This window comes from Pseudomonas sp. UYIF39 (assembly GCF_029963765.1).
Classification (GTDB): Bacteria; Pseudomonadota; Gammaproteobacteria; order Pseudomonadales; family Pseudomonadaceae; genus Aquipseudomonas.
In genome coordinates this window covers 1-19,941 of the sequence record NZ_JALBYU010000045.1, presented here as the reverse complement: position 1 = coordinate 19,941, position 19,941 = coordinate 1, and the positions used below count along the sequence as shown (strand labels likewise).

The 19,941-nt window shown below is 61.9% G+C and carries 18 protein-coding genes; 12 read left to right on the top strand and 6 right to left on the bottom strand.

All coding sequences use genetic code 11. The features are described 5' to 3' along the window. Positions 1-93: 93 nt before the first annotated feature. The 6 genes from MO767_RS29930 to MO767_RS29905 all read right to left on the bottom strand — a co-directional run bounded on the left by MO767_RS29930 (position 94) and on the right by MO767_RS29905 (position 6,637). Entirely contained in the window at positions 94-1,674 is a 1,581-nt protein-coding gene (locus MO767_RS29930) for a FadD3 family acyl-CoA ligase (RefSeq protein WP_282483469.1), read from the bottom strand. Positions 1,675-1,746: 72 nt separating this feature from the next. Beyond that, positions 1,747-2,493, bottom strand: coding sequence for an SDR family oxidoreductase (locus tag MO767_RS29925; RefSeq protein ID WP_046054830.1), 747 nt, complete (start codon positions 2,491-2,493; stop codon positions 1,747-1,749). Positions 2,494-2,592: 99 nt separating this feature from the next. Beyond that, a complete protein-coding gene (locus MO767_RS29920; RefSeq protein WP_282483468.1) occupies positions 2,593-3,675 on the bottom strand; it encodes a ferredoxin--NADP reductase in 1,083 nt (360 codons plus the stop codon). Positions 3,676-3,688: 13 nt separating this feature from the next. After that, complete coding sequence (locus tag MO767_RS29915) at positions 3,689-4,444, bottom strand: glucose 1-dehydrogenase (RefSeq protein WP_282483467.1); 756 nt, start codon at positions 4,442-4,444, stop codon at positions 3,689-3,691. An 11-nt stretch (positions 4,445-4,455) separates the two neighbouring features. Beyond that, positions 4,456-6,111, bottom strand: coding sequence for an FAD-binding protein (locus tag MO767_RS29910; RefSeq protein WP_282483466.1), 1,656 nt, complete (start codon positions 6,109-6,111; stop codon positions 4,456-4,458). 10 nt (positions 6,112-6,121) lie between these two features. After that, the gene (locus MO767_RS29905) at positions 6,122-6,637 is read right to left on the bottom strand and encodes a flavin reductase family protein (RefSeq protein WP_046049829.1); all 516 of its coding nucleotides are present in this window, start codon (positions 6,635-6,637) and stop codon (positions 6,122-6,124) included. Between the two features lie 823 nt (positions 6,638-7,460). Here MO767_RS29905 and MO767_RS29900 point away from each other — a divergent pair. The 12 genes from MO767_RS29900 to MO767_RS29845 all read left to right on the top strand — a co-directional run bounded on the left by MO767_RS29900 (position 7,461) and on the right by MO767_RS29845 (position 19,787). Beyond that, positions 7,461-8,645, top strand: a complete 1,185-nt coding sequence (locus MO767_RS29900; protein WP_282483465.1) for a flavin-dependent monooxygenase — start codon at positions 7,461-7,463, stop codon at positions 8,643-8,645. 135 nt (positions 8,646-8,780) lie between these two features. After that, on the top strand, positions 8,781-9,902 hold the full coding sequence (locus MO767_RS29895; RefSeq protein WP_056745006.1) for an LLM class flavin-dependent oxidoreductase: 1,122 nt from the start codon (positions 8,781-8,783) through the stop codon (positions 9,900-9,902). 252 nt (positions 9,903-10,154) lie between these two features. Beyond that, positions 10,155-11,051, top strand: coding sequence for a VOC family protein (locus MO767_RS29890; RefSeq protein ID WP_282483464.1), 897 nt, complete (start codon positions 10,155-10,157; stop codon positions 11,049-11,051). Between the two features lie 11 nt (positions 11,052-11,062). Continuing rightward, positions 11,063-11,944: a CoA-transferase gene (locus MO767_RS29885; RefSeq protein WP_282483463.1), complete on the top strand. Its 882-nt coding sequence runs from the start codon at positions 11,063-11,065 to the stop codon at positions 11,942-11,944. Between the two features lie 12 nt (positions 11,945-11,956). Beyond that, entirely contained in the window at positions 11,957-12,745 is a 789-nt protein-coding gene (locus MO767_RS29880; RefSeq protein WP_282483462.1) for a ketoacid CoA transferase, read from the top strand. Between the two features lie 24 nt (positions 12,746-12,769). After that, positions 12,770-13,642 (top strand): enoyl-CoA hydratase, encoded by an 873-nt coding sequence (locus MO767_RS29875; protein WP_282483461.1) that lies wholly within the window; start codon positions 12,770-12,772, stop codon positions 13,640-13,642. A gap of 2 nt (positions 13,643-13,644) precedes the next feature. Further along, a complete protein-coding gene (locus MO767_RS29870) occupies positions 13,645-14,712 on the top strand; it encodes a nitronate monooxygenase (protein WP_282483460.1) in 1,068 nt (355 codons plus the stop codon). Positions 14,713-14,723: 11 nt separating this feature from the next. Next, positions 14,724-15,479, top strand: coding sequence for an enoyl-CoA hydratase family protein (locus tag MO767_RS29865; protein WP_282483459.1), 756 nt, complete (start codon positions 14,724-14,726; stop codon positions 15,477-15,479). A 10-nt stretch (positions 15,480-15,489) separates the two neighbouring features. After that, a complete protein-coding gene (locus tag MO767_RS29860; RefSeq protein ID WP_282483458.1) occupies positions 15,490-16,656 on the top strand; it encodes an acyl-CoA dehydrogenase family protein in 1,167 nt (388 codons plus the stop codon). Positions 16,657-16,666: 10 nt separating this feature from the next. Continuing rightward, the gene (locus tag MO767_RS29855) at positions 16,667-17,722 is read left to right on the top strand and encodes an acyl-CoA dehydrogenase family protein (RefSeq protein WP_282483457.1); all 1,056 of its coding nucleotides are present in this window, start codon (positions 16,667-16,669) and stop codon (positions 17,720-17,722) included. Positions 17,723-17,736: 14 nt separating this feature from the next. Beyond that, complete coding sequence (locus tag MO767_RS29850) at positions 17,737-18,885, top strand: acetyl-CoA C-acetyltransferase (protein WP_282483456.1); 1,149 nt, start codon at positions 17,737-17,739, stop codon at positions 18,883-18,885. A gap of 26 nt (positions 18,886-18,911) precedes the next feature. Continuing rightward, on the top strand, positions 18,912-19,787 hold the full coding sequence (locus MO767_RS29845) for an SDR family oxidoreductase (RefSeq protein ID WP_282483455.1): 876 nt from the start codon (positions 18,912-18,914) through the stop codon (positions 19,785-19,787). Positions 19,788-19,941: the final 154 nt, after the last annotated feature.

Here is a 19,941-nt window from a genome sequence, read left to right as displayed (position 1 = left end):
CTCATGCGGTTAACCTGTCCAACCGAGGTAGCTGATTTTACGACTGCTGCGCAGCCGAACGCAGGCTGCGCCAGCTGCTACAGGTTTGGGGATTTATTCAGCATCCAACTCAGCCCACTCGCGCAACACATTCTTGGTCACTTTTCCTGCTGCGTTGAGCGGCATGCTCTCAAGCACCCGCACCCGGCGCGGCACTTTGTAGTTGGCCATCTGCTCGCGGCACCAGGCGAGGAATCGGGCCTGCTCGATCTTGATGCCTGGAGCTGGCAGCAGGAAGGCCATCGCCACTTCACCCAGACGTTCATCGGGGATGCCGATCACCGCGACCTGGGCCACGCCGGGGTAGGTCAGCAAACAGTGTTCGATCTCCGCCGGGTACACGTTGAAACCTCCAGTGATGAACATGTCCTTGAGGCGGTCGGTGATGCGCAGGTAACCCTGTTCGTCGAGCACGCCGATGTCCCCGGTGTGCAGCCAGCCGTCGGCATCGAGGACTTCCCAGCTGGCCTGCAGGTCATTGAAATAACCCTGCATCAGGTTGTAGCCGCGCACCTGAACCTCGCCGGGAACGTTGGCCGGTTGGCTGTGGCCGGTGCTGCCAACGCAGCGGATTTCCACGCCAGGCATGGCCCGGCCGCTAGTGTTGGCCACTAATTCCGGCGAATCACCAGGACGGCAGATCGTCGCAAAACCGCAGACTTCGGTAAGCCCGTAGGCGGTGACGATGGTGGCAAAGCCCAGTTCGTCACGCATGCGCCGGATCATCTCCACCGGAATCGCCGCGGCACCGGTCACCGCTACCCGTAATGACGTCAGGTCAAATTGGCTGCGTTGCGGATGGGCAAGCAATGACTGATAGAGCGTCGGCGGGCCGGGCAGCACGGTGATCCGTTCACGCTCGACGCATTCAAGCACCGCCTGCACATCGAACACCTGCTGCGGCACGATGGTGCAGCCGCGCATCAGCGCCGCCAGCCAACCGGCCTTGTAACCGAAGGAATGGAAGAACGGATTGACGATCAGGTAGCGATCGTCCTCACGCAAACCGACCACCTCGCTCCAGTCGCGCACCACCCGCAGGTTTTGTCCATGGTTGGTCATCACGCCTTTGGGCTTGCCGGTGGTGCCCGAAGTGAACAGCAGGTCGGACAGTGCTTGCGGGCCAAAGCTTTGTTCGCGGGTTCGCAAGGACAATTGCGAAACGTCTGCGCCCAGGTCGAGGAACTCATCCCAGTTCAGCGTGCCCGATCCACCGTCGCGTAAGGTGACGATCTGTCGTAGCGCCGGCAGTGCTTCAGACGCCAGCATGCTCGGGTAGTCCGCACCCAGAAATTCACCGATGGCGAACAATATGCAGGCGCCACTTTCACGCAGGATGTAGCCAGCCTCGCTGCCTTTCATGCGGGTGTTGAGTGGCACCAGTGCAGCGCCGACACTTTGTAGCGCACCGGCGGCCACGATCCATTCCCACACATTAGGCGCCCAGATCGCCACCCGATCCTCGGCCTGAACGTTCATTGCCAGCAGCGCACGGGCAGCTTGGCGGCGCAGCTGGTCGAGTTCCCGGTAGCTGATCGAGCGCCCGTCATCCTCGATGGCCGGGCGGTCGCCGTAGGCCTGGGCAGCGTTGGCGAACAGTTGAGCGATGGTCAGTGCGGTTGCGACAGGCGGCATGGGGCCTCCCCGGTTAGAAGACAGTGGCGAAAAAGGGAGTGGGCCGGGCAGGGCGCCCGGCCGGATAGCGAATTACTGGGCGGGCGGGGCGAAGCGGCGACCGGCGGAGAAACCACCGTCCACGGCGATCATCTGGCCGCTGACAAAGGACGCTTCGTCTGACGCCAGGAACAGCGCGACGTTGGCCACTTCTTCCGGTTGCCCGGAGCGGTTGAGCATGTGCTGCGAGGCGAAGAAGGCGTGGAAGGCTTCCTGCTCGCGGACCATGCTGGTCATCGGCGTTTCGATCAGGCCGGGGCACAAGCCGTTGACGCGGATATTGGCATAGCCGTAGTCAATGGCCATCGAGCGGGTCAGCTGGTTGATACCACCCTTGGAGACGTTATACGCGACGTTGCCGTCGCAGCCTTGCAGGCCGAAGATCGAGCCGACATTGATGATCGAACCGCTGCGTTGGGACACCATCGATTCCAGCGCGTATTTGCTGGTGAGCATGCTGCCCGTCAGGTTGATGTCCATCACCCGTTGCCAGTTGGCGGTGGTGGTCTGGGTCACGCTGCCCTGATCGGCAACGCCGGCTGCGTTGACCAGCACGTCGATGCGCCCGAAGTGGCCGATGACTTCTTGCATCACCTGCTGGACCTGCGCTTCATCGCGCACATCGAGGGTCATGAACAGGCCAGGGAAATCCGCCGGTGCGGTGCCGATGTCCAGCCCGACCACTTGCGCGCCTTCAGCGGCGAAGCGGCGCACACAGGCCAGACCGATCCCCGAAGCGCCGCCGGTCACCACCGCGACCTTGTTCTGCAAACGAGCCATAACTGCACCTCTTTTATTGTTGTGGGCTAATGCTGTGGCCGAGTCTAACCGCAGACCCGGTCAAGGTGATCGTCCGTTGAGACTATGGCTGACGGACGTTCAATCCGGGAATTTCAACCGTACCCGGCCGCCGGTTGGACGGCTCTGGCAGGCCAGTGTCCAGCCTTCGGCCAATTCTTTGGGGCTGAGCACATCGTTGCGTGCCAGCTGGATCTCACCTTCCTGGACGACGCACATGCAGGCCCCGCAAAAACCTTCTTCGCAAGAAGAGGGCACGTCCAGGCCTGCCGCTTTGCAGCTTTGCAGCAGGGTATCGCCGGGGTGGCAGGCAATCTCGTGCGGTTGACCATCGAGCTCGACAATCAGCGCCTCGCACTTCGATCCGAGGGCCGCTGCCCGAGCCAGGGTTGCTTCAGCGAGCAGTTCGTCGGGATCCGGAGGCGAGGCGAAGCGCTCGACATGGATGCGTTCGGCGGCCTCGCCCAGTCCCAACAGCGTGCGCTCCACGGTGTCCATGAACGGCCCCGGTCCGCAGATGAAGTAGTCACCGCCAGCCGAACCGCGCAACAGATGACACACCTGGGCGTCGGTCAGGAAGCCCTGAACCGAGTCGAGGACGTGCACCACGTGCAGTTGATCAGGATGCGCCTTGATCAACTGACACAACTCATCCTTGAAAATCACCGAGGCTTCATCACGGTTGGCGTAGATCAACTTGATCGGCCGCCGGCTGCTGCGCAGCACTGATTTCAGGATCGAAAACACCGGGGTAATGCCTGATCCTCCACCGAACAGCACCAGCGGTCTATCAACCGATTGCTCCTCGTCCAGACAGAAATGCCCGGCTGGCGGCAACACCTCCAGCCAGTCACCGACCTGCACTTCGTTCATCCAGTTCGACACCCGGCCGCCCTTGACCCGTTTGACCGTGACCTTGGGCAGCGAATCCGACAGCGGCGAGCTGGCCATGGAGTAACAGCGGGTCAACAGCTTGCCGGCGCAAGGCACGCGAAAACTCAGGAACTGGCCCGGTTTGTAACGAAAGCGCTCACGCAAGGTTGGTGGTATTTCAAGCACCAGCGAGCGCGCATCAAAGGTCTCGTCGATCACCGCGCACACTTGCAATGAGTAGCTTCCCGTCGCTGATTCGGCCGGTGTCAGGTTCTGCTGTTGCGTGCCCATGTTCACCTCGGCCTCAGAGCCCGCTGATCAATTGGGCGTTGTCGACGCGGATCTCGGCACCGTTGACGAAACGTGACTCGTCAGTGGCGAGGAACAGCACCACATTGGCAATGTCCCGGGGCGCGCACATACGATTCATCGGGTCTTGGTCGAGGGCTTCCTGAGGGATCGGCTGGCCGCCGGTCAAGGCCTGGGTCATTGGCGTGTTGACGCCATCGGGGTGCACGCTGTTGCAGCGAATGCGATAACCCTGTTGCTTGCAGTGCACGGCAATCGAGCGAGTCATTGCCGCCACCGCGCCCTTGGAGGCCGAGTAAGCACAGAACATCGGCATCGCACCCAGCGCCGCCACCGACGACATATTGATGATCGAGCCGCCGCCGGTTTCTTTCATCGCCTGGATCGCGTATTTGCAGCCGAGAAAGTACCCGTCACCATTGATCTTCTGCACCTTCTGCCACAGTTCCAACGTGGTGTCTTCGATGCTGCCCAAGGCCAGAATCGCTGCGTTGTTCACCAGTACGTCGAGGCGCCCGAAGTGTTCCAGGGTGGTTTTGATCACCTGTTGCCAGTCGCTTTCGCTGGCGATGTCATGGCGAATGAACAGCGCATTGCTGCCGATTTCTGCGGCGACCTGGCGTCCGGCTTCTTCGTTGAGATCGGTCAGCACGACTTTGGCACCTTCGCGGGCCAGCAGCAGGGCGTCTTCGCGACCGATGCCGCTGGCGGCGCCGGTGATGATGCAGACTTTGCCTTCTACACGTTGCATTGTTGTTCTCCCTAGCGTGTGGTTTGAAGTGCGACTTGATTGGCCAGATGGGCAGCGGCCCGGCGACCGGAATAGATGCAATCGGCCAGCGACAGGCCGGAGACATAAAGGTTGGAAGCGACCCCGACGGCATTGCGGCCGGCGCTGTAAAGGCCTCGGATCGGCTGACCTGAGTGGTCCAGCACCTGCCCGCTGTGCTCGCAGACTTTCAGCCCGCCAAGGGTGATGACAGGGCAGGGGAACAGGCGGCTGGCGAATGACAGATCGAGGGCGTACCACGGCCCCTGGTCCATATCGGCGAGCATGGCTTGCGACTTGCCGAACGTATCAACGACTTCGCCCCGCTCGGCGCGGCTATAGGTTTCCACGCTCTGTCGCAGGACCTCGATGGGCAATCCGCAACGCTTGGCCAGCTTCGTCAAGCTGTTGCTGCGCCGGGCGTTAAACAGCAAATTGAGCAGCACCGGCAGGCGCTGGAATTGCCAGACTTTGCCCGGCCCGACCTGACGCAATGCCTCGCGCACCAGCGCCCGGTTGAGAATCAGAATCGCGCGACCGTCCTGCTCTTCGACCATCGCGTGGCCGAGGGTCGCACCGTAGATTTCTTCGTTGGCGTAACGCTGCCCCCGAGCATTGACGATCAGCCCACGGGCCCAGGCCAGTGGTGGATTGATAAAACGCCAGGCGCTGACCTTGTCCATCCGTGCCACGCTGCCACCGGCACTCTGGCCGAGGGCGATTCCGCTGCCATTACAGCCGGTGGTCCCCAGCGGCAAACCGGCCAGATACTGCGGCGCATGCTGGCGGACCCAACCGCGGTTGAAGATAAAACCGCCGCTGCTCAGCAACACACCCTGTTCGGCGCGAATCAGCTGGCGTTCGGCACTGGTTTGTTCGATGCGTCGCAAGCGAGCGCGCAAACGGTCGGCCAATGCCGGGGCATACATGTGGATGGCGCTGGCCCAGCGCGAAAGCCGGGCATGTTGACGGGCTGCGCGACTACCGGGCGGCAGGTGCCAGGCTTCGACCCCCAACACGTGATCGCTGGTGTCGAGCACCAGCCGCCGCACTTCGCACTGGCTGCGCAGGCGCGCACCGTGACGCAAAGCGCTGACCTTGAGCGGGGCGAACAGGCTGGCGCCGGACATGCCGGGGCCTTTGGTGCGGTGACCGCGAGGTGCCGGTTTGGCAATGGCGGCATAGGCCGGCACGGCTTCGTTGCCGGAGTAATAAAGGTAGTACTGGTCGCTCGGGTACGAAGTTTTATGCGGCGGCACGCTGGATTCGAACGCGACACCCTGACGCTCAAGCCACGCCAGTTGTTCGGCACTGCCTTCGCAGAAACTACGCAGCGTCTGACTGCTGACGGCTTCGCCGACTTCCTGGCGCAGGTAGTTGAACATCGCTTCGCTGCTGTCTTCATAGCCAGCCTGGCGCTGATACGGCGTGCCGCCACCGGCATACACCACTCCGCCACTGATCGCGGTGGCGCCGCCACCTTCAAAGCGGTCCAGCGCCAGCACCGTCAATCCGCGACTGGCCGCTTCGATGGCGGCACAGGCGCCGGCGCCGCCAAAACCGACCACCAGCAAGTCGCAGCGATCATCCCAGTTCAGCTGGTCGGCGCTGCTCACTCGCAACGCCGTAAACCCGTTCAGGCTGTCCATTTTTCAGGCCTCAGCCGGCGACAGCGAAGGAGGGTACGGGTTTCGCGGTGGTGGTGTAGGTGCCGTCGAGGTAGACCAGCGGGGTGATCGCTTCACTGGTGTGGATTTGCAGGATGCGCCCGATGAATACGGTGTGTGTGCCGTAGCTGAAGTGGCCGTCTTGCCGGCAGAGGATTGCCGATTGGGCGTCTCCCAGATAGGGAATGCCGCCGGCACTGGTCAGCCAGTTGCCACGGTCGAATCGTGCTTCGCCTTTGATCGCGCCGCTGCACAGGTGGGCGAGGTCTTGTTGTTCGACGCCGAGGATGTTGACGCAGAAGTCTGCGCCGGTCGCCAGTGCGGCATGGGGGGAGGCTGTTTTGTTGATGCAGATGAGTAGCGATGGTGGTTCGGTGCTGAGGGAGTCGACTGCCGTGGCGGCCATGGCGAAGCGCTCGGAGCCGTTACTGGTGCTGATTATGGTGACTGACTTGGCCAGGCGGCGCATGGCCTGGAGCATGTCGGCTTTCAAATTGATGTCGTTCATCGCACTAGCCCTTTCGTTGTGCATGGAGTGCGATGGATTCTTGCTCTGACGCCCCGCCGTAACATCGTCCGAGGGGACTAGGCCTTGGCGGCCTCAGGGCCGGCCAGGCTTTTGTTGATTGAGTACATATCCATTCCTGCGGTTATGGCGGCTGGCGGTTTCGCCCTTACGGCGACTCACTTTTTTTACAAACGCCTAAAAAAAGTAAGCAAAAAAACGCTCGCCCCAAGCGTCCGGCCCCTCGCTTAGGCTCGGCGTTCCTTCGTTCCGGTATCCATCCGGGGACACTGCCCTCCGGTCTGCTTCGCGACGACCTACATGCAGCGTGTTCGACTGCGTCGAACGGCGCTGCGCGCCACTCCCCGGATGAACACCTCCACTCAGCCTCCCGAAGGGGCGGGTGGATCAAGATCACAAGCTGCAGGCGAGCTAACGCTCGGCCTGTTGAGTGGTGAGAAGCGAAAGGCGTATCCGTTCCATTGTGGGAGCTGGCTTGCCTGCGAAGGCGGCCTGACAGCCGACCAATCTCTTGCAGATGCCCACCATTCCCCTGTGGGAGCGAGCTTGCTCGCGATGGCGGTCTATCTGCCAACCAATCTCTCAAGGTTGACTCAATCCCCGTACGAACTACCGCAGGTTAGGGCTGGGTTCGGACGATCTTTAGATCTTTGCTGTTATCAAGAGGCACATGGTCCGTTTGAGGGATGCCCACCGCCGCACTCATTGCTTGAATGCCGCAGTGGAGGCGAGCACCACCGGTGCTGCATCCGCCCCGCTGCACGCGCGCCCCGGCGGATGGGGTGAACAGAGGAGAACAATAAAAATGCTCAACCAAGACCTGATTCGCCAGCGTCTGAGCCAACGTGCCCGCGAGCTGGTGCCGATCTTGCGTGAACGCGCCCTGAACGCCGCGCAAGCCGGCCAGCTGCCTGAAGAAACGCTGAAGGATTTCCACGACGCCGGGTTCTTTCGCATCCTTCAGCCATCGCGCTGGGAAGGTTATGAACTCGAACCCAAGGACTTCTTCGAGGTGCAGATGACCCTCGCCGAAGGCTGCATGTCCTCGGCCTGGGTGCTGGGGGTGGTGGCGATCCATAACTGGCAACTGGCGCTGTTCGATGACCGTGCGGCACAGGATGTCTGGGGCGCCGACTCCAGTGTGCTGATCTCTTCTTCCTATATGCCGGTGGGCAAGGTCGAGCGGGTCGAGAATGGTTTCAAGCTGAGCGGGCGCTGGGGGTTTTCTTCCGGCAGCAAGCATTGCGACTGGGTGTTCCTCGGGGCGTTGGTGCCACCGGAGGAGGCGGGCGGGGCGCCGGATTACCGGACTTTCCTGGTGCCGCGCAGCGACTACCAGGTTCTCGATAACTGGAATGTCATGGGCCTGGAAGCCACCGGCTCCCACGACATCCTGGTGGAGAACGCCTTCGTTCCGGAGTACCGCACTCATCGGGCGTTCGACGGTTTCATGCAGGACAGCCCGGGTAACGCAGTGAACACCGCGCCGCTGTTCCGCCTGCCATTCGGGCAGATTTTTGTGCGGGCGGTGTCGTCCTCAGCCATTGGTGCCCTGCAGGGCGCGGTGGATCAGTTTGTCGAGCATAACCGGGCGCGGGTCGGGGTCAACGACGGTCGCAAAATGGTCCAGGACCCGGCCGCGCAATCCTCGCTGGCCAACGCCATGGTCTGCGTCGACGAGTGCAAAACCGTCCTGCTGCGCAACTTCGCTCTGATGATGCAACGGGCCCAAAGTGCAGAGCCGTTGAGCATGCCTGAGCGGGTAAAGATGCGTTACGACTCGGCGCTGGTAGCCGACAAGTGCGCCAAAGCGGTTGCCGACCTGATGTTCAACAGTGGCGCCTCGACCATCTTCCGCAGCCACACGATCAACCGGGCATTCCGCGACATTTACACCGGCCGCGCCCACGTCGCGAACAACCCGGCCAAGTACGCCTGGAATCTCGGCGGGGTCAGCATGGGCCAGGACAGCAACGACTTTTTTCTCTGACTTTTTCCTACGACTCTTTCCTATGAATCGGCTAGTCCGTTTGCGTGATTCGAGCGCCTCTTTGATGCCCGAGCATGGGCACAAGGCGTAGGTCTCAGGCGCCGACTGCGCATCCAATAAACACAAGGATCAACCATGAAATTTTCATTGATTTACGAAGCCCAGACGGTGGACTCCAGCCGCGAAGGCGACCGCAAGATTTTCGAAGATACCGTTGAGCAGGCCGTGTTGGCCGACAAGCTCGGCTTCGACACCTTCTGGTGCGTGGAGCACACGGCGCTGAGCAACTACTCGCATATGTCCGCGCCGGAAACCATGCTGGCCTTCGTCGCCGGCAAAACCGAACGCATCGGCATTGGCCACGGCGTAGTCTGCCTGCCACCGGCGATGAACCACCCGGTGAAAGTCGCGGAACGCATCGCGACCCTCGACCTGTTGTCCAAAGGCCGGGTGCATTTTGGCGTCGGCAAGGGTGGCACCCAGCAGGAGGCCGGCACCTTCGGTTACGACCTGGCCACGTTGCAGCCGCAGATCGACGAGATGATGTACCTGATCCCGAAAATGTTCGTGCAGGACGAAATCGAGCACAACGGCGACTTTGTGCAGATCCCAAAACGACCGATCCATCCCAAGCCTTATCAAGACCCGCACCCGCCGATGTACCTGGCGTGCACCAATACCGAGTCGCTGAAAAAGGCTGGTGGTCGCGCAATGGGTGCATTGGTGCTGGGCTTCGGTGGCCCGGAAGAAATCGCCAAGAAGGTCGAGGTCTATCACGAAGCCTTTGATAACCGCGATGAGAAGCAGCAGGTGGGCTTCCGTCCTAACCGTCACATTGCAGCCCTGTGCCCGGCCATCGTTCTGGAGGACAACGAAGAGGCGCGCCGCATCGGCATTCGTGGCCAGCGTTACTTCATGGAGTCGTTGGGCTATTGGTACGGCGGTGGTGAGCGCCCGGACCCGGAGAAGTGGAAGGACGACACCTTCGTCGATGGCAACGGCCAGAGCGTGATCAAATCGCGCTTCGCCTCGGAAGAAGTCAGCGTCGATTTCTCCGACCCGACCATGGCGATGATGAACCCCAACCACGCCTACGGAACCGTCGAGGATTGCATCGGTTACGTGCAACGGTTGATCGATGCGGGTGCCGACGAAATCCTGTTCATCTGCCAGATGGGCACCGTGCCGCAATGGGCGCAACTGGAGACCCTGCGCAATATTGGCGAGAAAGTGATTCCGCATTTTCGCAAGGCTTAAAACCCGCCCCTGACCCCCTGTGGGAGCGAGCTTGCTCGCGATAGCGGTCTTACATTCAACATCTATGTTGACTGTGATGGCCTCTTCGCGAGCAAGCTCGCTCCCACAGTTTTTTATGCGCTCACCCCGTCATTTCCGCTAGTCCCATTGGACGATGTTGCCCGCGCGCAAACCCGTTTGAATAGCCCTACATAAAGTCTCCCCCGGCAGCCGCCGATGGGCGGCTCGGCCTGAAAAACGAGGAGTGCATCCATGGATATCCGTGGTCTGGGTTACGTCACCCTGTTATCCAGCGACCTGGCGCAATGGCGTCAGTACGCAAGCCAGGTGCTGGGCATGATGGTGGCCGGCAGCGATGCCGAAGAGCCGCTGTACCTGAAAATGGACGAGCGCCATTACCGCATCCTGGTGGAGAAAAGCACTGAGAACGGCTTCGGTGCGTGCGGCTGGGAAGTGCCTGGCAAAGCGGCGCTTGAACACGCGGTCAGCGTTCTGGAGCAGGCCGATGTGCAAGTTACCCGCGGCACCGTGGCCCAGGCCGAGGTTCGCAAGGTCCAGGAACTGGTGCACTTCAGCGACCCGGATGGCAATCGCCACGAACTGTTCTGGGGACCTCTGCAGGACTTCGCACGCTTCGTCTCGCCGGTCGGGGTCAAGGGTTTTGTCACCGACGAATTGGGCATGGGCCACGTGGTACTGCCGGCGCCGAGCTTCGAGCGTTGCCGGGATTTCTACGAGCAAGTCCTCGGTTTCGGGCTGTCCGACTTGATGAAAGTCCGCTTCACCCCGGACCCGGCCGAGCCACAAAAGCGCATCCACTTCCTGCACTGCAATAACGGTCGGCATCACTCGCTGGCGATCTTCGAGTGCCCAATGCCCCACGGCTGCGTGCACATGATGGTCGAGGTCAACGCGCTGGACGAAGTTGGTCGCGCCCTCGATCGCGTGCAGGCAAACGGCGTGAAGCTGTCGGCCACCCTCGGTCAGCACACCAACGATCAGATGATTTCGTTCTACATCAAGACGCCGTCCGGGTTTGATCTGGAATACGGCTGCGATGGCCTGGTGGTCGATTGGGATCGCCACACACCTTTTGAAAGCACCGTGGTCAGCCACTGGGGCCACGACTTCAGTGTCGGTCGCCAATGAGGAAGATGACGATGGACAAGCGAATGACCACGGCCGAGATGGTCGGCCAACTGCGTGACGGCATGACCATCGGCATCGGTGGCTGGGGGCCGCGGCGCAAACCCATGGCGTTGGTGCGGGAGATTTTGCGCTCCGACCTCAAGGACCTCACCGTGGTCGCCTACGGCGGTGCGGATGTCGGCATGCTCTGCGCGGCCGGCAAGATCAGGAAACTGGTGTTCGCCTTCGTTTCCCTGGATTTCATTCCACTGGAACCGTACTTCCGCAAGGCACGCCAAGAGGCGACGCTGGAGGTGATGGAAATCGACGAAGGCATGCTCCTGCTCGGTCTGCGCGCCGCCGCGATGAATGTGCCATTTATTCCGACGGCAGTTGGCTTGGGCACCGATGTGCTGCGGCACAACCGGCAGATCAAGTTGATCGGTTCGCCCTATGCCGATGGCAAGGACTGGGTGGCGATGCCGGCGCTCAAACTCGATGCGGCGCTGATTCACGTCGACCGTGCCGATGCGCGCGGTGTCTGCCAGATCAGCGGCCCCGATCACTACATGGATGACGTGTTCGTACGGGCCGCGACCCGCAGCTACGTGACTTGCGATGAACTGGTGGACAGCGAGTATTTCCACGCCGATGCGGGGCACGCGCATCAGGTGTTCTGGGAACGCAACCTGACCACCGCCGTGGCCCACGTGCCGGGCGGCGCGCATCCGTCTTCCTGCGCGCCGCTGTACGGTTTCGACGTGGCGCACTTCAAGGCTTACAACGCTTCGGCGCAGGCCGTCGATGGCTGGCAGGACTATGTCCGCAACTACGTCGACTGCACCCACGAACAGTACCTGGACAAGGTCGGCGGCCTGGCTGCCATCCGCCAACTGCCGTTGCCGATTTTTTAAGGGAGCCTTGCGATGAGCACTACCACTTACAGCCTCGCCGAATTGATGATCTGCGCCGCTTCCGAAGCCTGGCGCGACGATGGCGAGGTACTGGCCAGCGGCATCGGCGTGATCCCGCGCCTGGCCTCTTCATTGAGCATGCTCGGCAGCAATCCGCAGCTGCTGATGACCGATTCCGAAGCCTACATGGTCGCGGAGCCGGTGCCGCTCGGCGCGCGCAACGGCTACCAGCCCAAGCGCGACAGCTGGATGGGTTTTTCGCGGATTTTCGATAACGTCTGGGGCGGCAAGCGCCATGCACTGGTCGGCCCGACCCAGATCGACCGTTTCGGCCAGGCGAACATTTCGTGCATCGGTGACTACGCCAAGCCCAAGGCGCAAATGCTCGGTGTGCGCGGTTTTCCCGGCAACTCGATCAGCCACGCCAACTCCTTTTGCGTGCCCAGCCACAACCGTCGGGTGTTCGTCGAAGGCGAGGTCGATATGGTCGCCTCGGTCGGCTACAACCCGGCGCGTCTGGCGCGCGGCTGGTCGCTGGACGAGATCGATATCCGCCTGATCATCACTGACCTCTGCGTGCTGGATTTCCAAGGACCACAGCGGCAAATGCGCATTCGCTCGCTGCACCCCGGCGTGACGGTGGCCGAGGTTCAGGACAACACCGGTTTTGCCCTGCATGTGCCGCAAGACTGCCCGACCACGGCTGCCCCGACCGTCGAGCAATTGCAGCTGATCCAGCGCCTGGACCCGCACAACCTGCGTGCCAGCCAGCTCAAAGACAACCCGCCAGGCCAACGCTGAGCGCCCCCGTTTCGGAGAAAAGTGATGGCTGAACATAACGACAAGAACGAGGCCGACGTGGTGCTTTACGAGGTGCGCGGCGCGGTGGCCCTGGTCACCATGAATCGCCCCGAGTACCACAACGCGCAGAACTCACAGATGACCTACGCGCTGGACGCGGCGTTTCGCCGGGCCTGCGATGACGATGAGGTGAAAGTCATCGTGCTGCGGGGTGCCGGCAAGCATTTCTCCGCCGGGCATGACATCGGTACGCCGGGTCGCGACGTCGATCTGACCTTCGACCGCGCCAGCCTGTGGTACGACCATGTGAACAAACCGGGCGGCGAGTTTCTCTACGCCCGAGAGCAGGAAGTCTATCTGGGCATGTGCCGCCGCTGGCGCGAAATGCCCAAGCCAACCATCGCCATGGTTCATGGGGCGTGCATCGCGGGCGGGCTGATGCTGGCTTGGGTGTGCGACCTGATCGTCGCCAGTGAGGATTCTTACTTCGCGGATCCGGTGGTACGAATGGGCATTCCCGGGGTCGAGTACTTCGCCCATGTGCATGAGTTGAACTCGCGAATCGCCAAGGAGTTTTTGTTCCTCGGCGAGCGCATGCCGGCGGCGCGCGCCTACCAGATGGGCATGCTCAACCGGGTAGTGACCCGCGATGAACTGGAACAGCAAACCCTCGACATCGCCGGACGCATCGCGCAGATGCCGCGCCTCGGTCTGCAACTGAGCAAGCAGGCAGTCAACAACGCCGAAGACCTGATGGGCAAGCGCGCGACCATGGACATGGTGTTTGGTCTGCATCACTTCGCCCACGCCCACAATGAACTGGTGTCCGGTGACCGACTCGGCGGATATGACGCCAAGGCCATGGTCCGTTCGCAACGAACCTTGGGCGGGGCGTGAGCATGGCGATCTCTTTGAATACCCGTCTGACCGAATTGCTCGGTTGTCGCTATCCGATCATCCAGACCGCCATGGGCTGGGTTGCCGACCCGAAATTGGTGGCGGCCACGGGCAATGCCGGCGGCTTCGGCTTTCTCGCCGGGGCGACCATCGAGCCTCAGCGGATGGAGGCAGCAATCCTCGAAACCCGGCGTCTGACCGATCAGCCTTTCGGGGTCAATTTCCATATGTACCAGGCCAACGCCGCAGATATCGTCGAGCTGGTGCTGCGCCACAACGTCAGGGCAGTCAGCTACAGCCGCTCGCCCGGTAAGCAAATGATCAGCCGTCTGAAGGATGCCGGCGTGGTGTGCATCCCCACCGTTGGAGCGCTCAAGCACGCGCAGAAAGCCGTGGAAATGGGCGCCGATGCGGTCACCGTACAGGGCGGCGAGGGCGGTGGGCATACGGGCTCGGTGCCGACTTCGCTACTGCTCGATCAAGTCGTCAACGCAGTCCCGGTGCCCGTGGTGGCCGCCGGTGGTTTCAAGGATGGTAAAGGCCTGGTCTCGGCCCTGGCCTATGGCGCCGAAGGCATCGCCATGGGCACGCGCTTTCTGATGTGCGCCGACAGTCCGGTGCCGCAGGCGACCCTGTCGCGTTACCTCGCGGTCAAGGACCCGGCGGCGATCATCATCAGTCGCGCCATCGACGGTATGCCGCAACGGATGATTCGCAACGAATTGCTCAACCAGCTTGAAGCCAGTGGTGGTCTCAAACGCTTGTTGTTGGCCTTCCAGAGTGGCCTGGCGTACCGCCGCCACAGTGGCATGAGCCTGACGCAACTGCTCGGCAGTGTTTTGAAAATGCGCGGCAGCGGTGAGCTGACGGCCGCCCAAAGCATCATGGCCGCCAACGCGCCGATGGTGATTCAGAAAGCCATGGTCGATGGGTTACCCGCCGAAGGTGTACTGCCCGCCGGCCAGATCGCCGCGTCTATCGACAGCTTGCCCAGCTGCGCCCAATTGATTGAACAGATCGTCCGTGACGCCGAAGCGCGTCTGGGCGAGCTGTGCCGCCGTGTGTCGTGAAGGGGAAAGGCATGAAACCATTTAGCGTCAGTATCGATAACGGCATTGCCGAACTGGTGTTCAACCAGCCACCGGTCAACGCCTTCAATTGTCAGGGCTGGGCCGATATCGCCAGCGAGATCGAAGGCCTCGGTCGAGACGCCAACGTGCGGGTGATCGTGATTCGCGCCGAAGGTCGCGGCTTCTGCGCCGGGGTCGACATCAAGGAACTGGCCGCCGATGGCAACCTGATCGTGGCGGTGAACAAAGGCAACTACGACAGTTTCAAGGCCATTCACCGCAATCCGAAACCGGTCATCGTCGCCGTACACGGCTTCGTCCTCGGCGGCGGCATCGGCATCTGCGGCGCGGCCGACATTCTGGTGGCCTCCGAGTGCGCCAGTTTCGGCGTGCCCGAGGTCGATCGCGGTGCCATGGGCGGCGGCGCGCATTTGCAGCGGTTGTTCCCGGTGCAGAAGGTCCGCCACATGTACTTCACCGGCGAGATGATCGACGCCGCCGAGGCCTGGCGCCTGGGTGCGGTAGAGCGTGTGGTCAAGTGCGAGGACTTGCGTGAGGCCGCGCTGCAAATCGCCCGCACCATCGCCGCCAAGAGCCCGGTCATGATCAGCCTCGCCAAAGAAGCGCTGAGCGGTATCGAAGACGGCAATCTGGAAGACAAATATCGCTGGGAGCAGGGCTTCACGCTCGAAGCTTATCGCTCACTGGACTCACAGGAAGCACGCGACTCGTTCGTCGAGAAGCGCGATGCCCACTTCAACGGCTGAAGGCACTCTCATGGACCTGACATACACCCCGGCCCAGCAGGCCTTTCGCGCCGAGGCGCGGGCCTGGCTGACGGCCAATGTACCCGGTGAACCGCTGCAATCGTTCGACACCGAGCAAGGCTTTGCCGAGCACCGTACCTGGGAGAACCGGCTTAACGACGGTCGCTGGGGCATGGTCACCTGGCCGACCGACCTCGGTGGGCGTGGTTGCGATTTGATCGAGTGGTTGATCTTCGAGGAGGAGTACTACCGCTCTGGCGCGCCTGCACGGGTTAACCAGAACGGCATCTTCCTGCTCGGCCCGACGCTGATGGAATATGGCAGCGACGAACAGAAAGCGCGCTTTTTGCCACGGATGGCCACCGGTGAAGATATCTGGGCCCAGGCCTGGTCCGAGCCAGGCGCGGGCTCCGACATGGCGGCGATCCGCTCGCGCGCCGAGCGGGTGGGCGACCATTACGTGATCAACGGCCAGAAAACCTGGTCGACTCGCGCCGTGTGGGCTGACTGGATATTCGGCATTTTCCGCACCGACCCTCATTCGCAGCGCCATCAAGGCCTGACGTTTATTCTGCTGCCGCTCGACAGTCCGGGGATCACGGTACGGCCGATTCCTCAGCTCAATGGCTTGCCTGGGTTCGCCGAGATTTTCTTCGACGACGTCAAGGTTCCGGTGGAAAACGCGCTGGGCGGCGAGGGCGTGGGTTGGCATGTGGCGATGTCCACCGCCGGGTTCGAACGCGGTTTGCTGCTGCGTTCACCCGCACGTTTTCAGGAAACCGCGCGGCGACTGGTGCAGCTGTACCTGGCCAACCGCGAGCAAGCTGATCGTGACCCGTCCATTGGCGAGTCGGTGATGCGCGCATGGCTGGACGCCGAGGCTTACACCCTGAGCACCTACATGACCGCCTCGAAACTGGTGCAGGGCGGCAAGATCGGGCCGGAGTCTTCGACCAACAAAATCTTCTGGTCGGAACTCGATCAGCGCATGCACGACACCGCCATGAGCATTCTCGGCTTGCGTGGCGAGCTGCTGCCCGAAGCGCCTGCTGCGGGCGACGTCGGCCATTGGCTGGAAGGTTTTCTGTTTGCCCAGGCCGGACCGATCTATGCCGGCACCAACGAGATCCAGCGCAACATCATTGCCGAACGCATGCTCGGCATGCCGCGTGCCTGAGGAATAGACCATGGACTTTAGTTTCAGCCGCGACCAGTTGCTGTTCCAGGACAACGTCAGGAGTTTTCTGATCAACGAGGTCACCCCGGAGCGCATTCGCGAACTCTGGCTTTGCGATAGCGGGCGCAGCGATCAATTGTGGGCGCAACTGGTGGAGTTGGGCCTGACCGCGCTGACCGTGCCCGAAGAGCAAGACGGGATGGGCATGAATGAGCTGGACTTCATTCTGCTCGCTCAGGAATGTGGTTATGCCGGCCTGCCCGAACCGCTGGTGGACACGATGCTGATTGGCGTGCCGTTGCTCGCCGCCCTTGATGAAAGCCACGCGGCGCTCAAACAGCACTGGCTGACGCGCGTCGCGGAAGGCCGCGCACGGTTGGCGATTGCCGAGCCGGGTAACCCGCTGGTCAGCGATGCTCACGTCGCCGATTTGCTGTTGCTGGCTCATGGCGATGAGGTGCATGCGGTCGAACCTGGCGCGGTGCGCCTGACCCGCAATGTGTCGGTCGATCCCAGTCGTCAGCTGTTTCGGGTCGACTGGACGCCAACATCCGCCACCTGCGTGGCCGCTGGCGAACAGGGTCGGCGCTTGTGGGCTGCCGCGTTTAATCGTGGCGCGCTGGGCTGTGCCGCGCAAATGCTGGGGCTGGCCAAACGCATGGTCGACCTCGCGGTGGATTACACCTTTGAGCGCAAACAGTTCGGCAAACCGGTGGGTTCGTTCCAGGCGGTCAAGCATTTGATGGCCAACGTCGCGGTGCAGATCGAGTTCGCCAAAGGGCCGCTGTATCGCGCTGCCTATGCACTGGCCGAGCAGCAACCGGGACAGGAAGTGCTGGTGTCCCATGCCAAATTGGCAACTTCGGAAGCCGCCATGCTCGCCGCGAAAAACACCATTCAGGCTCATGGCGCCATGGGTTACACCTGGGAAGTTGACCTGCATTTGTTCATGAAACGCGCCTGGGCGCTGGACAAGGTCTGGGGTGATCGCGGCCGTCACAAAGGGCGGATCCGCGCGGCCTTGTACGACGGCAATCCAGCACTGGGTGCTGGCCAAACCTTCTAACTGCGAGATAGACCATGCCGGAAGCCTATATTATCGACGTCCTGCGTACGCCCACCGGGCGGCGCAAGGGTGGTTTGAGCCAGATTCACGCAGCCGATCTGGGCGCCCACGTCTTGCGTGCGCTGGTCGAGCGCAACGACATCCCCGATGACGATTACGACGACGTGATCTTCGGCTGTGTCGACACCATCGGTCCGCTGGCCGGGGACATTGCCCGCACCTGTTGGCTGGCTGCCGGCCTGTCGCAGGCGGTACCCGGTACCACCATCGATCGCCAGTGCGGTTCGTCCCAGCAAGCGGTGCACTTTGCCGCCCAAGCGGTGATGAGCGGCACCCAGGACGTGGTCGTCGCCGGCGGCGTGCAAACCATGACCCAGATTCCGATTTCCTCGGCGATGATCGCTGCCGAACCGCTGGGCTTCAGTGATCCTTTCAGCGGCTCCGAAGGTTGGGTCCGGCGCTACGGCGCACAACCGCCGACTCAATTCCGTTCGGCGCAGATGATTGCCGAGAAGTGGGGGCTGTCCCGCGAACAACTGGAAGCCTATTCACTGGAGTCCCATCAGCGGGCATTGCGGGCCATCGAGCAAGGGTGGTTCAACCGGGAAATCGTGCCACTGGCCGGAGTCGTGCACGACGAAACGCCGCGCCATACCAGCCTGGCGAAAATGGCCGAACTGGACGTTCTGTTTGGCTGCGACCGGGTGACCGCGGCAGTGTCCAGCCAGACCTGCGACGCGGCCAGCGCGATGCTGATCGTTTCTGAAACAGCACTCAAACGCTACGGGCTGACACCGCGTGCGCGTATCCACCACCTCAGCGTGCGTGCCGAAGACCCGATCTGGATGCTCACCGCTCCAATCCCGGCCACCGCTTACGCACTCAAGCGAGCCGGAATGAAGCTTGAAGACATCGACCGGGTGGAGATCAACGAAGCCTTCGCCTCGGTGGCAATGGCCTGGCTCAAGGAGACGGGTTATCCCCATGAACAGACCAACGTCAACGGCGGGGCGATTGCCCTCGGCCATCCGCTGGGCGCCACCGGCACTCGATTGATGTGCACGCTGTTGCATGAACTGGAGCGCAGCGGGGGACGCTTCGGCTTGCAGACCATGTGCGAAGGCGGCGGCCAGGCCAACGTGACGATTATCGAACGCTTGTAAGCGATGTATTTGAAGGGAGCAGGAACATGAAAATCTGTGAGAACCGCGTAGTAATCATCACCGGTGCCGGCGGTGGTCTGGGCCGGGCCTACGCGCTGGCCTTCGCCGCCGAGGGCGCTAAAGTGGTGGTCAACGATATCAACCGTGAAGCGGCGCTGGCCGTGGTCGGCGAAATTCTCGGGCAGGGTGGAAGCGCCGTGGCCAACAGCAACGACATCACCCGCTACGATGATGCTGCGTTGATCGTGCGCCAGGCCATCGAAACCTTCGGTGGCCTGGACGTGGTGGTCAACAACGCCGGCATCTGTCGCGACCGCATGTTCGCCAGCCTCACCGAAGCCGACTGGGATGCGGTGGTGGCCGTGCACCTCAAAGGCCACTTCTGTATCGCCAGCCACGCCGCGCGTTACTGGCGCGAGCAGACCAAGGGAGGTGCGCAGTTGAGCGCGCGGATCATCAACACCAGTTCCGGGGCCGGTTTGCGGGGCTCCATCGGTCAGTCCAACTATGCCGCTGCCAAGGCCGGTATTGCTGCGTTGACGCTGGTGCAGGCGGCCGAACTGGGGCGCTATGGCATAACCGTCAACGCACTAGCCCCGGCCGCGCGCACCGGAATGACCGAGCAGGTGTTCGCCGATACCATGAAAAAACCCGAAGAGGGCTTCGACTACTTCGCTCCGGAAAACGTTGCGCCGCTGGTGGTCTGGCTTGGCTCGCAAGCGTCCAGTGCGGTCAACGGGCAGATGTTCGAAGTCGAGGGCGGCAAGTTGTCGATTGCTGACGGCTGGCGTGGAGGTCCGGAGCTGGACAGGCAAGGGCGTTGGGCGGTGGGCGAGGTGGGTCAGGCGGTAGAGCAATTGATGGCCCGGGCGGTACCACCGGCGAAAGTGTACGGCAGCTGATAGGGCTTCTCGTTTTGGGGCTGCGCAAAACTATCCAGGGACTTTGGGATTTCCAATCCTTCTATATAGAGAGGAAACGGGCCGTTTTCCGGCGTTCTTCAAGTGTTTGATAGAAAAGCATAATTAAGTGTTGACGGCAGATTCTGGAAGTCTA

What these genes read in the sequence shown, in the direction of transcription:
- MO767_RS29930 (WP_282483469.1), bottom strand. Translation starts at nt 1,674, where the DNA reads ATGCCGCCTGTCGCAACCGCACTGACCATCGCTCAACTGTTCGCCAAC.
- MO767_RS29925 (WP_046054830.1), bottom strand. Translation starts at nt 2,493, where the DNA reads ATGGCTCGTTTGCAGAACAAGGTCGCGGTGGTGACCGGCGGCGCTTCG.
- MO767_RS29920 (WP_282483468.1), bottom strand. Translation starts at nt 3,675, where the DNA reads ATGGGCACGCAACAGCAGAACCTGACACCGGCCGAATCAGCGACGGGA.
- MO767_RS29915 (WP_282483467.1), bottom strand. Translation starts at nt 4,444, where the DNA reads ATGCAACGTGTAGAAGGCAAAGTCTGCATCATCACCGGCGCCGCCAGC.
- MO767_RS29910 (WP_282483466.1), bottom strand. Translation starts at nt 6,111, where the DNA reads ATGGACAGCCTGAACGGGTTTACGGCGTTGCGAGTGAGCAGCGCCGAC.
- MO767_RS29905 (WP_046049829.1), bottom strand. Translation starts at nt 6,637, where the DNA reads ATGAACGACATCAATTTGAAAGCCGACATGCTCCAGGCCATGCGCCGC.
- MO767_RS29900 (WP_282483465.1), top strand. Translation starts at nt 7,461, where the DNA reads ATGCTCAACCAAGACCTGATTCGCCAGCGTCTGAGCCAACGTGCCCGC.
- MO767_RS29895 (WP_056745006.1), top strand. Translation starts at nt 8,781, where the DNA reads ATGAAATTTTCATTGATTTACGAAGCCCAGACGGTGGACTCCAGCCGC.
- MO767_RS29890 (WP_282483464.1), top strand. Translation starts at nt 10,155, where the DNA reads ATGGATATCCGTGGTCTGGGTTACGTCACCCTGTTATCCAGCGACCTG.
- MO767_RS29885 (WP_282483463.1), top strand. Translation starts at nt 11,063, where the DNA reads ATGGACAAGCGAATGACCACGGCCGAGATGGTCGGCCAACTGCGTGAC.
- MO767_RS29880 (WP_282483462.1), top strand. Translation starts at nt 11,957, where the DNA reads ATGAGCACTACCACTTACAGCCTCGCCGAATTGATGATCTGCGCCGCT.
- MO767_RS29875 (WP_282483461.1), top strand. Translation starts at nt 12,770, where the DNA reads ATGGCTGAACATAACGACAAGAACGAGGCCGACGTGGTGCTTTACGAG.
- MO767_RS29870 (WP_282483460.1), top strand. Translation starts at nt 13,645, where the DNA reads ATGGCGATCTCTTTGAATACCCGTCTGACCGAATTGCTCGGTTGTCGC.
- MO767_RS29865 (WP_282483459.1), top strand. Translation starts at nt 14,724, where the DNA reads ATGAAACCATTTAGCGTCAGTATCGATAACGGCATTGCCGAACTGGTG.
- MO767_RS29860 (WP_282483458.1), top strand. Translation starts at nt 15,490, where the DNA reads ATGGACCTGACATACACCCCGGCCCAGCAGGCCTTTCGCGCCGAGGCG.
- MO767_RS29855 (WP_282483457.1), top strand. Translation starts at nt 16,667, where the DNA reads ATGGACTTTAGTTTCAGCCGCGACCAGTTGCTGTTCCAGGACAACGTC.
- MO767_RS29850 (WP_282483456.1), top strand. Translation starts at nt 17,737, where the DNA reads ATGCCGGAAGCCTATATTATCGACGTCCTGCGTACGCCCACCGGGCGG.
- MO767_RS29845 (WP_282483455.1), top strand. Translation starts at nt 18,912, where the DNA reads ATGAAAATCTGTGAGAACCGCGTAGTAATCATCACCGGTGCCGGCGGT.